The 15,663-nt window shown below is 46.2% G+C and carries 14 protein-coding genes and 1 other RNA gene; 4 read left to right on the forward strand and 11 right to left on the reverse strand.

Going from position 1 to position 15,663, the window contains the following annotated elements; all coding sequences use genetic code 11:
• Together MSA64_RS09450 and MSA64_RS09455 are read left to right on the forward strand one after the other, a co-directional pair.
• A partial coding sequence (locus MSA64_RS09450; protein ID WP_287891444.1) for a M56 family metallopeptidase occupies positions 1 to 1,017 on the forward strand: 1,017 nt, incomplete at its 5' end.
• Positions 992 to 1,246, forward strand: a complete 255-nt coding sequence (locus tag MSA64_RS09455) for a hypothetical protein (RefSeq protein WP_287891445.1) — start codon at positions 992 to 994, stop codon at positions 1,244 to 1,246. The genes MSA64_RS09450 and MSA64_RS09455, both read left to right, overlap by 26 nt.
• 66 nt (positions 1,247 to 1,312) lie before the next feature.
• Here the strand turns inward: MSA64_RS09455 and MSA64_RS09460 are convergent, their stop codons facing one another.
• From MSA64_RS09460 to rnpB, 5 genes are all read right to left on the reverse strand, one after another.
• On the reverse strand, positions 1,313 to 2,638 hold the full coding sequence (locus MSA64_RS09460; RefSeq protein WP_334302760.1) for an alpha-glucosidase/alpha-galactosidase: 1,326 nt from the start codon (positions 2,636 to 2,638) through the stop codon (positions 1,313 to 1,315).
• Between the two features lie 326 nt (positions 2,639 to 2,964).
• Positions 2,965 to 5,157, reverse strand: coding sequence for an alpha-galactosidase (locus tag MSA64_RS09465; protein ID WP_287891446.1), 2,193 nt, complete (start codon positions 5,155 to 5,157; stop codon positions 2,965 to 2,967).
• A 263-nt stretch (positions 5,158 to 5,420) separates the two neighbouring features.
• Positions 5,421 to 5,870, reverse strand: coding sequence for an acyl-CoA thioesterase (locus MSA64_RS09470; RefSeq protein ID WP_118574830.1), 450 nt, complete (start codon positions 5,868 to 5,870; stop codon positions 5,421 to 5,423).
• 121 nt (positions 5,871 to 5,991) lie between these two features.
• Positions 5,992 to 6,567 carry a Maf family protein gene (locus tag MSA64_RS09475; RefSeq protein ID WP_277664210.1) on the reverse strand — a complete coding sequence of 192 codons (576 nt, stop codon included), beginning with the start codon at positions 6,565 to 6,567 and terminating at the stop codon, positions 5,992 to 5,994.
• Positions 6,568 to 6,840: 273 nt separating this feature from the next.
• Positions 6,841 to 7,190: RNase P RNA component class A (gene rnpB / locus MSA64_RS09480), an RNA gene on the reverse strand.
• A gap of 99 nt (positions 7,191 to 7,289) precedes the next feature.
• Here rnpB and MSA64_RS09485 point away from each other — a divergent pair.
• On the forward strand, positions 7,290 to 7,679 hold the full coding sequence (locus MSA64_RS09485; RefSeq protein ID WP_022398528.1) for a GntR family transcriptional regulator: 390 nt from the start codon (positions 7,290 to 7,292) through the stop codon (positions 7,677 to 7,679).
• On the forward strand, positions 7,676 to 9,088 hold the full coding sequence (locus tag MSA64_RS09490; protein ID WP_287891449.1) for a DUF5808 domain-containing protein: 1,413 nt from the start codon (positions 7,676 to 7,678) through the stop codon (positions 9,086 to 9,088). The genes MSA64_RS09485 and MSA64_RS09490 overlap by 4 nt, the downstream gene beginning before the upstream one ends.
• Before the next feature lie 72 nt (positions 9,089 to 9,160).
• Here MSA64_RS09490 and MSA64_RS09495 read toward each other — a convergent pair whose 3' ends face one another.
• From MSA64_RS09495 to rpoD, 6 genes are all read right to left on the reverse strand, one after another.
• The gene (locus MSA64_RS09495) at positions 9,161 to 10,669 is read right to left on the reverse strand and encodes an FMN-binding protein (RefSeq protein WP_287891450.1); all 1,509 of its coding nucleotides are present in this window, start codon (positions 10,667 to 10,669) and stop codon (positions 9,161 to 9,163) included.
• Positions 10,666 to 11,286, reverse strand: a complete 621-nt coding sequence (locus MSA64_RS09500; RefSeq protein ID WP_287891451.1) for a flavodoxin family protein — start codon at positions 11,284 to 11,286, stop codon at positions 10,666 to 10,668. The genes MSA64_RS09495 and MSA64_RS09500 overlap by 4 nt, the downstream gene beginning before the upstream one ends.
• A 95-nt stretch (positions 11,287 to 11,381) precedes the next feature.
• Complete coding sequence (locus MSA64_RS09505) at positions 11,382 to 13,049, reverse strand: nucleoside kinase (protein ID WP_235904521.1); 1,668 nt, start codon at positions 13,047 to 13,049, stop codon at positions 11,382 to 11,384.
• Between the two features lie 24 nt (positions 13,050 to 13,073).
• On the reverse strand, positions 13,074 to 13,844 hold the full coding sequence (locus MSA64_RS09510; RefSeq protein ID WP_022398533.1) for a Nif3-like dinuclear metal center hexameric protein: 771 nt from the start codon (positions 13,842 to 13,844) through the stop codon (positions 13,074 to 13,076).
• A complete protein-coding gene (locus tag MSA64_RS09515) occupies positions 13,841 to 14,542 on the reverse strand; it encodes a tRNA (adenine(22)-N(1))-methyltransferase (protein ID WP_287891454.1) in 702 nt (233 codons plus the stop codon). Before MSA64_RS09515 ends, MSA64_RS09510 begins: the two co-directional genes overlap by 4 nt.
• Positions 14,542 to 15,651 (reverse strand): RNA polymerase sigma factor RpoD, encoded by a 1,110-nt coding sequence (gene rpoD, locus MSA64_RS09520; RefSeq protein WP_022172950.1) that lies wholly within the window; start codon positions 15,649 to 15,651, stop codon positions 14,542 to 14,544. The genes MSA64_RS09515 and rpoD overlap by 1 nt, the downstream gene beginning before the upstream one ends.
• Positions 15,652 to 15,663: the final 12 nt, after the last annotated feature.

Below are 15,663 nucleotides of genomic sequence, written 5' to 3' on the forward strand. Positions count from 1 at the left end.
CCGGTCGAACTATTGCCGATCTCCCACAATGTATATCTTCCTGATTTACTGGCCACTATCGTGGGAGAAACACGCCGTGTACGCTTTCTTCATGATACCGTATCCTGGTGGAATATTTTTGAGATTGTATGGGGCTGTGGCATCTTATATTCGTTGCTCCAGTACATCAAACGTAATTATGACTGTCAAAAGTATATAAGAAAACATGCCGTTATTTTATCAGACACCAGCATACCAATGCAGGCTTTTACTCAGATCAAATCCGAAGCCACCAAAAAAAGGGTTCAAAAAATCTCGTTACTGGCTCTTCCGCCACTTAAGAGTCCGGTAATCTATGGGCTTCGAAAACCATGCATTCTGATTCCGGATGCTTTGAAATTGTCAGAATCCGAATGGCGCTATGTTTTATTGCATGAAGTGAATCATTATCTTCATAAAGACCTGTATATAAAATTCTTATTACATATTATTTGTATGATTTACTGGTGGAATCCTTTTTGTCGGTTTTTAAAGAATGACACAGATACGATATTAGAAATGCGGATTGATCAGACATTGGCAAATAATCCTACGCATACTGCCGAATATTTGTCCTGTCTTTTGAAAACAGCTTCTTATCAAATAGAAAATCCTCTACCTGCACCGGATTTTTCTATAAACTTTTGTGATTCTGTTCTGGCACGACGTTTTGAAACACTTACTCAACCCCAAAACAAGTCTACTTCTGCTTTAGCTGCAATTGTTTTCCTGAGTATCTCGTTCTTTATATACGTATCATCTTATTTTATTATTTTTGAAGCCAATTATTTTCCACCCGATATGTTTACTGATGATATTATTATTCCTACCGAAGATAATTGTTTCGTTATAAAATGTCCTGATGGTCAATATGATTTTTATCTATATGGCGAATACATAGAAACATTACCAGACAAAGAGCATTGCATTATCGGTATTACTACTTACAAAAACATCCAGGAGGCACGAAAACATGAAAAAATCATTTCTGAAAAATAGTCCTCTACTTTTGACTTGCTTATTTGTCTTTTTTATATTTGCTTTGGAAAGTCCTAGCATTTCAGTTGATTCTCCATTAATTAATTCAACTTTAGCTACTTACCAATCCCAATGTACTGTTCGAAACACTAATGTTGTTTGGGTATATAAAACAGTTAATGAAAAAAAATATAAACGACTCTACAATATAGAAACCGGTCAATGGATTGGAGACTGGATTCCAGCCTGACGCAAACAGGGTCTGCCGCACTATATCAGTGCGGCAGACCCTTCCTTATTGTCATACCTTATCTTTTCATTTATACATACTCATATAATCCCCATGTGCCTCAATCAGCTCATCGCACATTGCCTTGATATCATCGATATTCAGCTCTGCTGCGGTATGGGGTTCGAGCATGGCGGCCTGGTAGATCTTTTCTTTGGATCTGGTGGCTGCGGCTTCGATGGTCAGGAGCTGGACGTTGATATTGGTCATATTCATGGCTGCCAGCTGGACCGGAAGTCTTCCTACGTGGCATGGGTTGATGCCGTTGGCATCTACCATACACGGAACTTCCACACAGGCATCGGATGGCAGGTTGTCGATCAGACCGGTATTCAACACATTGCCACCGATCTTATATGGATTGCCGGTCACGACGGCTTCCATAATATAAGAAGCATATTCTTTGGATCTTTCGTGGGTTACTTTTCCGTCTTTCAGAATATCCTCACGTTCTTTCTCCCAGCCTTTGATCTGCTCCACACATCTGCGTGGGTATTCGTCCAGCGGGATGTTGTATTTTTCGATCATTTCCGGATATCTGGATTTGATAAATAACGGGTTGTACTCTGCGTTATGTTCGCTGGACTCGGTGCAGTAATATCCCAGATGTTTGATGTACTCAAAACGCACCATATCGTCATGTTTTTCAGTTGCATTCTTCTCTGCTGCCCGTCTGCGGATCTCCGGGTACAGGTCGTTGCCGTCTTTGTCATACAGTTCCAACAGCCATCCCATATGATTGATACCGGCGATCAGTTCTCTTCTGCCTTCCAGCTTGTCTTCCATCCCCAATTTTTCCAGCAGTTTCTCCGAACATACCTGTACGCTGTGGCACAGACCTACGGTACGGATCTTTGTGTATCTCTGCATATAGCCGGTCAGCATCGCCATCGGGTTGGTGTAGTTCAGAAACAGGGTGTTCGGGCAGACCTCCTCCATATCTCTGGCAAATTCTTCCATCACCGGGATGGTACGAAGTGCACGCATGATACCGCCGATTCCCAGTGTATCTGCGATGGTCTGACGCAGACCGTATTTTTTCGGGATCTCAAAGTCGGTGATGGTGCACGGATCATAGCCGCCTACCTGGATCGCATTCACTACAAAGTCGGCATCCCGCAAGGCCTCTTTTCTGTTTTCCACACCGAGATAGGTTTTGATGGTGGCTCTGGACTCGTTGACATTCTTATTGATCGCGCCGAGGATGATCTCTGAATCTTTCAGTCGTTCCTCGTTGATATCATACAACGCAATCTCCGCCTCACAAAGCGCAGGTGTACACATACAGTCCCCCAGTACATTTCTGGCAAATACGGTGCTGCCAGCCCCCATAAAAGTAATTTTCATCTTCATACCTCCTGTACGAATCTATGTATTTTGTTGTCTTCCGTAATCCATCCCTGTCTTTTCCCCCGATTGGATGAATTACGGTTTTGCTATGGGTTTATTATATGTTTATAAGATGAAAAATCCTATCTGTTTTGTTTCCATTTTATTGTTGATATGTTGCATGTTTTACAAAACAGAAGTCGCGGTTCACTTCGTCATGTGTTTCCCGGATGTGTATGAAATCGGTATGTCCCAAGGTTTTTTCATACAAACATGAACTTTGGCTTGTTGCTCGCCTAAAAAAGAGCCGCGAATCCACTTCGCAGCTCTTTTATGGTTCTTATGCTTCTTTATTTTACTTCCTTCAGATAAAACTCCACCGCTTTGAAATCCCCGGTCTGGCGTGGGAAGTTCAGGCCGCCGTGCATCAGGGCGCGGCCGCTTCTTACCAGTTCGCCGTTTACTTCGTACATGGCGTCCGCTTTCAGCCCTCTTACCGGGATGTGGATGGACGGGCCGCTTGGCTGTGCCAGAATCTGCATGCCGTGTACCAGAGCTTCGCTCTGATCCTGAGATACGAACTCCCAGGCTGCGTACAGACGGTTTTCCATCGGGTTGGTCAGGCGGTAGTATTCGCCTTCATGGGTCAGGTTGTAGTATTTCTTAAAGGTTTTGATCTGTTCTTTGACCTCTTCTTTTTCCCCGTCGCTTAACAGGTTCAGATCCAGTTCGTATCCGAAACTTCCTGCCATGGCTACGGTTCCTCTGGTTTCTACCGGAGTGATACGACCGGTCTGGTGGTTCGGAACAGCGGATACATGGGAACCGACTGCTGAGATCGGATAGCAGAAAGATGTTCCGTACTGGACACTGAGACGTTCTACTGCATCGGTATCATCACTGCACCAGATCTGTGGGGAATAATACAGCATACCAAGGTCAAAACGTCCACCGCCGCCGCTGCAGCCCTCCAGTAACAGATCCGGATAACGGCTCACCAGTCGTTCCAGCAGATCATACAGACCCAGCATGTAGCGATGGCTTGCCTCTCCCTGGCGTTCTTTTGGTAAAACGGCACTGTACACATCACTGATGTGACGGTTCATATCCCATTTGACATATTCGATATTGGCACTGTCGAGGATCGCCGTCATGCGTTCGTACAGATAATCCCGGACATCTTCTCTTCCCATATCCAGGATCAGCTGGTAACGGCTTCTGTTCGGCTGTCTTCCCGGGATCTGGATCGCCCAGTCCGGATGTGCACGGTAGAGATCACTGTCCTCGGAGATGCATTCCGGCTCAAACCAGAGACCGAACTTCATGCCCATGGCATTGATTCCGTCTGCGATCGGTTTCAGACCGCCTTCCAGCTTGTCGGTGTTGACATACCAGTCACCCAGTCCGCTGACATCTCCGTCACGTTTTCCAAACCAGCCATCGTCGAGAACCAGCATCTCCACGCCAAGTTCGGATGCGCCTTTTGCGATGTTCAGGATCTTTTCTTTATCAAAATCAAAGTAGGTTGCTTCCCAGTTGTTGATCAGCACCGGACGTCTCTCATGTTTGTATTTGCCACGGCACAGATGTTCCCGGAAGGTATGATGGAAGTTGGAACTCATCTTTTCAAATCCTTCGCTGCTGTAGGTCATGACAGCCTCCGGTGTCCAGAACTCTGCTCCGGCTTCCAGTGTCCAGGCAAATCTCTGGCTGTTGATGCCGGCAGTCAGTCTGGTCTGTCCCATCTGGTCTTTTTCTGCCTCGATCGAGAAGTTTCCACTGTAAACCAGTGCTGTTCCATAACATGGTCCCGCTTCTTCGGTGGTATCTTTGCTGCACAGGATGGCAAATGGATTATGCTGGTGGCTGGATGCTCCTCTGACACTTTCCACGGTCATCTTTCCGCGCATCAGCGGTACCCGTTCCATCTGGCGTTCCAGATTGTGTCTTCCGTGAAAATGCATCAGTTCCCAGTCACCGCTCATCAGATCCAGATTCATGGAAGCAGCTTTTGTCAGCACGATCGCATCGGTTCCCTGATTTACGAATTTTACGCAACGGGTAATGATATCTCTTTCTTCCCACACACTGTAGTATAAAAATGCATGCAGTCCGGTTACTTTATCTGCCAGTTCCACGATCAGGGTATCGGCATCTTTTTCTTCTCCGTACAGTGCCGGCATTCCCGGGATCGCATATTTGCCCTTTTCGATGGTATATCCTGCATAACGCCAGTCTGCGGCATCGCTTCCGTCCGCGTTGATCACGCTCACACTGTTGATCCGGTAATCGCCGACGCCGTTGGTGGAGTATTCCTGCGGTCTGGAATCGAGAGAATAGTCTCTCTCATTTCCTGCCTCGTAAGGGTTTCCGGAAAATCCCCGATCCTGATAGTCTAAAAGATAGCTCATATCTTCCTGACCGATATTTTCTCCATAGTACAGGTGATTCAGCACCAGATATTTGTCTGCCATCATCTGATAACTTGTATTGTTTGTTGACAACGTAAAAAGTTTTTTCTGTTCGTCTATATAAATTGCCATGTTCGTCCTCCTTTTTATCGCCCTGTCTGCATCACAGTTTATTGTTTTTACATCACTGTTTTTCACATTCACCGTTATGTTTTGCAGTCTGTTTTCTATTCGCAGACTATACTCAGTATACCATGCTGCGAAGCTGAAAAATATGGGATTTGTTTCCTGTAATTGTGGATTCGTTGCGTGCTGTATCAATTTTGGAGATTTTCAAGTGCGCTGTTATCCGTGTTTTTTCTGCATTTTCATTTTCCGGACGGTTCTTTGCTCTGTTATCCGTTTTGTTCCTGTGCCCGTTCACATTCTCTTTTCAGGATCTCATGCCACTCCGGTTTTTCTTTTTTTAAGGATAACGGTTTCCCTTCCCTGTTCAGAAAGCAGTGACTGGTCTGTCCGCTGCAACGCAGGGTTCCGTCTTTTTTATCCCTGATATGATATCCCAGAAAGATTTTTACGCCATTATATTTTTTCACTGTCACCTCAATAGATACCTCTTCCCCGTACCGTGTCATGGAGTGATAGGCTGCCTCCACCGTCAGTACCGGGCTGATCACACCTGCGGCTTCCATTTTGTCATAATCCATACCGAGATATGCCAGATAATCGCTCCGGCTTTCCTCGAACCAGCGGATATAGTTGGAATGATGCACACATCCCATCTGATCGGTTTCATAATACTGCACCCGATGGTTATAACCCGGGTATTGTTCTGTCCTTTCCATCTGTGTCTCTTCCCTTTCTGTCCCATACATTTCTGTTCTGTCGTTTTTCTCCACATTTTTGCGATTTCAATTTTAAAATGCACCACGCAAATCGTTTTCTCTCACTTCAACATTTTTATTTTCAAAAGGATTCTTCTTTTTTCAGTTTCTGATAGATCCGTCCTACCGGAAGTCCCACCACATTATTATAATCTCCCTGGATTTTTTCTACAAACCGCGCACAAAGTCCCTGGATCCCGTAGGCTCCTGCTTTGTCCATCGGCTCTTTCGTGCTGACATACCATGCAATCTCTTCTTCTGTCATCGGGTACATGGATACTTTTGTCTCTTCCGCAAAGGTTGTCTGTTTTCCTGTCTCCAGCAGTGTCACACCGGTATATACACTGTGAGTCTGCCCCTGCAGCATACGTAACATGCGGATCGCATCTGCCTCATCTTTTGGTTTTCCAAGGATCTTCCCGTCATAAACCACAATCGTATCCGCCCCGATCACCAGCCAGTTCTCCGGTAACTGTGGCTCCAGCTCTTCCTTCACCGCAGCTGCTTTCTGTGTCGATAACGATTTTACCACTTCCACAGGATCTATGCTTGTGATGATTTCCTCACCGCCTGCCGGATGCACTTCGAATTCTAATCCGATCTGTGTTAAAAGTTCTCTTCGTCTTGGGGACTGGGATGCGAGTATAATATTTTTCATAATTCTCCGTTTTCTCCCTTCTGCCGTTCCTGTGCAATTACAATTCCGCGACAGTATTTTCTTCTATTATTATGCCATATTCTCTCTTTTTTGTGAATCGTTTTTCATTCAGGCAATACAGTAACGAGATAAAATACGCTTCGCGAATTTTACTCATTATCGCAGCAGTCGTCAAGGTCTTGTGCAAGCACAGACTTTGACTCGTTGCTCACGTAAAAAAACTGCCGTCCGAAACACTTCTTTTCATGTTCCGGACGACAGCCATATTCTGTGAAAGTAAGCAGAACGATAAGCCGGGTTATGTCTTGAATGGTCATCTATCTAATCCTGCTGTTGCCAGCAGGCTTCAGCGACCTACCTAAAAACGTGACGGGCAGCCACATAGTTTTTTGTTCGGTCTTGCTTCGGATGGGGTTTACATGTGCCCTCTCTGTCACCAGACAGGCGGTAGTCTCTTACACTGCCTTTCCACCCTTACCAGGCGAACCTGGCGGTTTATTTCTGTTGCACTGGCCTTGGAGTCACCTCCACCGGACGTTATCCGGCATCCTGCCCTTTGAAGCCCGGACTTTCCTCACCTGACCCCTTTCGGTTCTGTCAGCCGCGACCATTTATTCTACTTACCGAATCAGTCTACCACAGGAAAAACTTTTCGTCAAATACATTTTCTATTGTATTATTTGTATCGTGTGGTATAATACAAAATACAAGGAGGTGTTTTCATGATCATAAAAATCAATACACTCTCGCAGATTCCTCTGTATCTGCAGCTTCGCAACCAGATTGTAAAAGGCATCGGCAAAGGGGAACTGACCGAGGGTGAGTCTCTTCCCACCGTGCGACAGATGGCTGCCGATCTTGGTATCAATACCATGACAGTGAGCAAAGCCTACCAGCTTTTGAAAAATGAAGGTTTTCTCTATACTGACCGCCGTCTGGGAAGTATCGTTCATATTCCGGAAAACGAGGAACCTTCTTCTCTTTTTCAGGAAAAACTGGAGGACGAACTGGAACTTTTAAGTGCGGAAGCCAGGATCCGCGGAATGAACCTGGAAGATTTTCTCAGTCTTTGCAGCAAAGTATTTGTGGAAATGGAGGTGGCTGTGGAATGATGCTCTTTTGGATTCTTGCGATCACGGACCTGATCATGGTCGGCATCACCTGGGCGGTTTATGGAAGTTCGGCAACCTATCGGAACGGGATGCTCCTTGGTGTCCATCTTCCTGAATCTGCTATCTCCCTGTCTCCGGTGGCTCAGCTGACAGACAGCTATCAAAAACACATCCGGAAGTTTTATCTGCTGCATCTGGTTCTTGGCGTTGTAGTTGCCATTCCATTTTTCTGGCTGGCTTCCATAGGCATAACGCTCTGGTGCATCTGGTTTTGTGTATTTCTTGCCCGTGCAGTCTCTTTGCTGTACAGTGCCCACCGTCAGCTGTATCTTCTGAAGCTGGAACAGGGACTGGGCAATACGACAAAAGAACCTTTTACCGCAGCTGCCGACACCCGTACTGCCATACATACCCAGAAGGCAGCGCTCCCGCTGTACTGGCATCTGCTTCCACTGGTGATGGTTTTTATACCATTGTTTTTCTCCCGTATCCGCAACTATATCCTCACCGATACCAGCGGCGGGATCTTCCTGATTACCTGGATCGTCCTCTGGCTGTTTTTTCTTCTGTTCGCCTGGGGCTACTCGAAAAACGGCAACCGGATCTACAGTGCACATACGGAGATCAATGTGGCAATCAACACCCAGGAACACCGTTACTGGTCCCGGATGTTTTTCTTCTACAGTCTGTGTAACAGTCTGGCATTTATCAGTGAGATTTTTTTCCTTGCAAATGATCTTGAATGGTACTGGTGGTCACACCTGCTCTTTTTTATTTTCCAGACGATTCCCATCGTTGCAGTTTTTGTGATGTACTTCCGCTTAAAGAAGAAAAAAGCACAGATTCTTGCCGCCGATGACGAACCGATGTATGTGGATGACGATTATTACTGGCGAAACGGCTGGTATGACAATCCGGCAGACCCGCGGTTTATGGTTCCTGACCGTTTCTGTGGTACGAATTTTACCACCAATATGGGAAGACCTGCCGGAAAAATCCTCACAGTCAGCATGTTCGTTGTAGTAGCCGGACTTCTGATCTGGATGTGTGGACTGTTCATACGTATGGATTTTGTTCCGGTGCAGATGACCATCGATGGCACACAGGTTTCTATCACTTCCGGTTACACTGACACTTCTTTCTCTACAGACGAGATCCTGGATCTGCAGCTTCTGGACAGCCTGCCGGACGATTCCTTCGTCCGCTCCAACGGATCCGCTGACGGGCATCAGCTGCTCGGTGTGTTTAGAGGAAAGAAAACCGGTCCGTGCAGAATGTATGTAGAGCTGGATGAATCCCCGGTTCTTTCCATTCAGACCGATGAATACACGGTATTTCTTACGGCTCCGACAAAAATACAGGCAGAAAACTGGTATCAGGAGCTGAAAGATCATATGTTTGATAACTGACAACCGAACAAAACACAAAAGGAGTTTTCAATAACATATAAACGTTTTTTGAAAACTCCTTTTTATCACTTTTTATTCTTTTTTCTTTCCGTTGGAATCGTAAATCAGTTCTTTGTATTTTTCCACAAGTTCTTCGTACTGTTCCTCCGATTCTACGAATTTCTGAACCTGATGGTGCGCTTTCTTATGTTTTTCGGCGCGTGGTTTTGCTTCCAGAATGGTATAGGTATCTTCCTCTACCTGCAACGCATTTTCTATGGCTCTGGTCAGACCATTACAGCTGTATGTCGCGCCCGAAACAGCATCGGTATCCAGCGGTTTATTTTCCAGCACTTCTGTGATCACTGCCGGTGACACATGGAAAAGATATTCCTCATTGTCATAATAAGATAGAATTCTGATTTTTTCTGCTTTCTGATCTTTTACCGTAACTTCTACTTTGATTTCTCCGCGAAAGCCATTGGCTGTTCCCTCATAGTTACCGTCTTTCAGCCAGATCTGACTCGTGACATCTGTCCCGTTTTCTGTTTTTTCCGGATAAATCGCCTGATCTACAGCTTTCAGGAGTCCTTTGCTGCTGTAGGCCGCACCGGAAACCGTATCCACCTCTGTTGATTGTTCTTTCAGCACTTTCGGAATCAGCTCTCTGATAACGCTCTGCATATAAGTAGCATCATCTTCATAATCCTGCACCTGCACATCAGAAATATTTCCATTTTTAATAGTGACCGTCACATCGATCTTACCACGGAATCCATTACCGGTTCCTGTATACGTTCCATCTGTATACGACCCTTTCTCTGTCACTTTTACATCTGCTGTTCCGCTTGCCGTTTCATTTCCCGTTGCTTTTAACAGATACAGATTCATGCAGGAAAAGACAAGTATTGTCACCGCAAGACCCCAGCGGTTACTTTTCTGCTGTTTGCACTGATACGGACAGATTGAACAATCTCCGCTGTTTTTGCAGCTTCGCTTTCTTCTGTCCAAAGAGAAAAAGGAAAGCAGTGTATAAATTGCTCCCATCGGACACAGATATCTGCAAAACGCTCTGAAAAATACTGCCGATATGACCAGAACAATGATACAGATCCAGACACCTGCAGAAATCAGATTCTCTTTGCTGAAATTTCCTCTCAGCAGGGACAGCAGACTGGCAAATCCCTTCCAGGGGCTGATGACATCCAGCAGATTTTTCTTCCAGACAGCACTCACTGCCACAATCACCAGAACAGGATATTTCAGTTTGGAAAGAATTTTGTCTGTTTTCACCGAAAGCATACGTTTCTTACGGTATTTTGTCTGTTTTCGTATCAGGTTTCCCAAATCATAACTCAGATCCTGTGCCGCACCAAAACTACAGATATATCCGCAGTAATACCGTCCGAAAACCGCTGTTGTTACAACAGTTTCCAGCAGCAGAAGAACCGGTTCCCGCGCATAAGTAAAATCCATCACCGAAACCGCATGGATCAGCTTTTTTACCGCATACAGACTGGCAGCAAAAGACTCCGGTATCCACAGAAAAAACAGAATCTGGATTACAATTTTTATAACCTTAGAATATTGTTTTTTCATCATCGGATAAAGTTTGTCTGATTTCCTCTCTCTGTCTCCGGAAGTGGCACACCTGCTACTTTTCCGGCTTCAAAACATTTCATCATCCAGGCCAGGTTCTTTGCCAGATTCCGCATGGTCTGCATTCCCTCTGCATCCATCTTCACTTCTCCCGGTTCACAGCCATGTACAATGTTCCAGTAAGTAGAGCTGGCTACCGGCATCTGGCAGATGCCATAATATTTATTCAGTACATCGAAGGAAGCACTGCATCCACCGCGTCTTGCCACTGCTACAGAAGCCGCCGGTTTGAAGGCAAATGCTCTGCCGCTGCTGTAAAATACTCTGTCCAGAAATGACAGGATCCGTCCGCTTGGATGTGCATAATAGACCGGTGTACCGAAGACAAATCCGTCCGCCTCTTTTGCCTTTGCCACGAATGCATTGACCTTGTCATCCGCAAACACACAGCCATTTTCATTGCACTGTCCACATCCGATACAGTCTCTCACCGGCTGACTGCCGATCTGAAAGATCTCATACTCGATGCCCTGTCTTTCCAGTTCCTTTCCTACTTCCAGAAGAGACTGGTATGTATTGCCTTCTTTTTTTGCGCTTCCGTTTAACATCAATACTTTCATACTTTCCACCCTTTCTTTTCAAAATGCCAGGGACAAAATCGCTTTCACCCCTGACATTTTTTCATATATCTTTTATATATTTTCTGTACATTATTTTACACATCAAAGCAGCTGCCGCCCACAAATTCCCTCAGGATAGAATTCTTCGGGATATCCTCACTGGGGATCCCCACAAAATAATCCAGGAATTTTAACAGCCGCTTCGCTTCCTGATACTCCGGTTCGTCCGGGCCGATCTGGAAGAGTACCGGCTCCGCGTACAGTTTCAGCACTGCCAGTTCATACAGAAGTGCCGAGTTAAACATTGCATCTGCCTGTTCCTGATAGGGGAAGATATTTTCATCCTCTCCACGGCGAACCGACGGCCACATTGCAATCGTTGCTTTCGCACTCGTTCCTCTCGTCCGGTTATCCCGGACAATCCGGCGAATCAATCGTCCGTCCGTCGTCGGAATCCGGTTGTGTTCGTCAATATTTAACTGCGTCAGCGCACTGATATAGATCTTGAATTTGCTCTCCGTCGGAAGCGAATAGCTCAGCCGGTCGTTCAGTCCGTGGATTCCCTCAATCACCAGAATATCGTTCGGCTGCATCTGCAGGAAATCCCCTTTGTATTCCCGTTTTCCCAGTTTGAAATTAAACCGTGGCAGTTCCACCCGCTCGCCCTTAAGCAGCGCATTCATATCGCGGTTGAAAAGTTCCACATCGATAGCTTCCAGACACTCGTAATTGTAGTTCCCGTTTTCATCCCGCGGCGTATCTTCCCGGTTTACAAAATAATTATCCACTGCGATCGGATGCGGTTTCATCCCGTGAGCCGCCAGCTGGATTGACAGGCGATGAGAAAATGTGGTTTTTCCTGAGGAGGATGGTCCGGCGATCATAACGAATTTTACACCGCCACGCTCGATGATCTGCTCTGCGATCTTTGAGATTCTTCCCTCCTGCAGGGCTTCCGAGATCAGCAGCAGTTCCTGCATTTTTCCTTTCGAGATCTTCTCGTTCAGTTCCCCTACCACGGAAACTCCCATCATCTCGCCCCATTTTTCCGCCTCTTTCTGCACCTGAAAAATCTTCGGTGACGGCGTAAACGGCGGCAGTTTTTCCGGTTCTTTCCGGGTCGGCATCTGCATCACAAAGCCCTCGTCATACGGATACAATTTGAAATATTTCAGATATCCGGTATGCCATACCATATACCCGTAAAAATAATCCTCGAATTCCTCGAGATTATAGATATTTACGCGGGAACTTCTCCGGTAACGAAACAGTTTTTCTTTGTCATACATACCATATTTGTAAAAGAGATCCAGCGCAGAGGCGGTAGACACACTCCGTTTCATCACCGGTACATGTTTTTCCACCAGCTCATGCATATACGTTTCCACCTGATCCAGAAATGGCTGATCAATCGTCACATCTCCATCAATCGTATAGTAAAATCCCTCTCCCACCGTAAAATGCAGGACAATCTTCCGGATCTTCTCATGTCCTGCCACATGATATACCGCCTTTAACAGCAGTAGATTCATGCTTCTTTTGTATGTTTTATGACCGATACTGTCCGCCACCGTCACCAGTGAGATCCGGCAGTCCCGGTGAATCTTTTTATGAAGTTCGCGAAGTTTTCCGTCTACCGTTACCAGAACCACCGGATACTTACAATCCTGGTCGAAATCTTTGACAATTTCTCCAAAAGGTGTTCCATCCGGATATGCTTTCTCCCTGGAACCCACTGTTACTTTACACATCTTAAGTCCCATCTTCACCACTCCTTTCAGCTGCCGCTACACCACCCGGTACGGATGATGCACTCTGGCAGTGCCTACCGCAAGCTCCGGAAACATAGTTTCCAGTTCCTGTCTCATATATGCGATAAATCCATATTCAGTTCCATAATGACCGGCATCGATCACAGCAATTCCCTGCGCAACGGCATCAATTGCCGAATGATAATCCACATCTCCGGTAACGATCACATCGGCACCTTTTTCAATTGCACCACGGATCATACTTTTTCCGGATCCGCTGCTCACTGCCACACGATGAATGATCGCTGCCGGATCTCCGTACATCCGTACATCCGGGATCTCAAAGTCGTTTCTTACTTTTCCGGCAAATTGTTTCAGATCCATCGTCCCTTCCAGCGCACCTACTCTTCCGATGCCTTCCCCGGGAGCGGTTTCTTCCAGCACTTCACAGTCCGTAAGTCCCAGACATTCCTGATTCAGCTGTGCCATCCCCTTCACATCAAAGTTTGTATGCATTGCATAATAACACAGATCCGCCTGGATCATCGTGATCAGTCTGCGGCCGATAAAATCTGCACTGGTCACTTTTTTTACCGGTGAAAAAATCATCGGGTGATGGGTGATCAGAAGATCCGCACCGAATTCCAGTGCCTGTGCGATCGTCTCTTCTGTAGCATCCAGTGCTGTAAATATTTTTTTGATTTCTTTTTCTTCTCTTCCCACCAGAAGTCCTACGTTATCCCATTCCAGTGCATAGGAAGGATTCCACCGTTCTTCCAGCTTTCTCATAACTTCTTTACATATCATCGTTCATACACCTCCAGTGCCTGCCCGATCAGCCGAAGTTCGTCCTCCAGCTCTTTTTGCCGTGCGGTGATCTTTTCTGCTTTCTTTCCGTCTGCTGCGAGTTTTTCCTGTATTTTCCTGCAGGTTATCTGTTTGTCTTTCAGATATTCCTCTAATACCGGATGTTTCTCTTCCAGCAGATATTTTCCATACTGTAACTCCACCTCCTGCCACAGCGGCATTTCCCCATGTACTGCCCGCATGGCGGGATAATATTTTCCGTCCTCATATACCATCTTTTCCCCGGCTATCACATATCCATGAGTCAGAAGGTATGACCGGACTTTGTCGATCTCTGACTGGGGTTGCAGGATCAGTTCTTTTACGGAAGCAAGCACCTTTTCACCTGCTTCCAGAATCTTCACTGTCAATGCCCCGCCCATTCCGGCAATCAGGACAGAATCCGCCTCCCCGGGGCACAAAGCCTGTACACCATCGGAGAGGCGGGTATGTATATCTGTTTCCAGATCAAACTGTTGTATATGTTCTTTTGCGCGCTCCAGTGGTCCCGGATTCACATCCATAGCCAGAGCTGATGGAATCACGCCTTCCAGGCAAAGAGCGATCGGAATATATCCATGATCCGTTCCCACATCTGCCAGCCGGTTTCCCGGTGTCACAAAAGAAGCATTCATCCGAAGTCTTTTGGATAATTCCATTAATCCAGATAATCCTTCAGCTTTCTGCTGCGGCTGGGGTGACGCAGTTTTCTTAATGCCTTCGCTTCGATCTGACGGATACGTTCTCTTGTGACACTGAATTCTTTTCCTACTTCTTCCAGTGTTCTGGCTCTTCCATCATCCAGGCCGAAACGCAGACGAAGTACTTTCTGTTCTCTCTCGGTCAGTGTGCTCAGCACCTCTACCAGCTGTTCTTTTAACAGTGTAAAGGCTGCTGCATCTGCAGGTACCGGAACGTTGTCATCCTGGATAAAGTCACCCAGATGACTGTCTTCTTCTTCACCGATCGGGGTTTCCAGAGAAACCGGTTCCTGAGAAATCTTAAGGATCTCACGGACTCTTTCCACCGGCATATTCATCTCTTCTGCAATCTCTTCCGGCGTAGGTTCACGGCCCAGCTCCTGCAGTAACTGTCTGGACACACGGATCAGTTTGTTGATGGTTTCTACCATATGCACCGGGATACGGATCGTTCTTGCCTGATCGGCGATCGCACGGGTGATGGCCTGACGGATCCACCAGGTTGCATAGGTACTGAACTTATATCCTTTGGTGTAGTCAAATTTTTCCACTGCTTTGATCAGACCCAGATTTCCCTCCTGAATCAGATCCAGGAACAACATGCCGCGTCCCACATATCGTTTTGCGATGCTGACCACCAGACGAAGATTGGCTTCTGCCAGACGTTTTTTCGCCGCCTGATCGCCGTTTTCCATCCGTTTTGCCAGTTCGATTTCCTCTTCTGCACTCAGAAGAGGCACTTTACCGATCTCTTTCAGATACATACGAACCGGATCCTCGATACTGACCCCTTCCGGTACGGAAAGGTCTATATTTTCCAGATCCACCTCATCCTCTTCCATATGCATATCTTCATTATCCAGCAGTGCGTCGTCCTCGGTTACCCGGAGTACATCCACGCCATTGGCTTCCAGATATTCGAAGATCAGATCCATCTGCTCATTGTTCAGGGTGATTCCTTTAAAGAAATCATTGATTTCCTGATACTCCAGCACATTTTTCTTCTTCTTGCCTAATTCCACAAGGTTTTTCAACTGTTCTGCAAATTGGGCTTTATCCATTTCCATCTGTTTTTCCAT

Source organism: Oliverpabstia sp., from assembly GCF_022785585.1.
In the GTDB taxonomy this organism is placed as follows: domain Bacteria; phylum Bacillota; class Clostridia; order Lachnospirales; family Lachnospiraceae; genus Oliverpabstia; species Oliverpabstia intestinalis.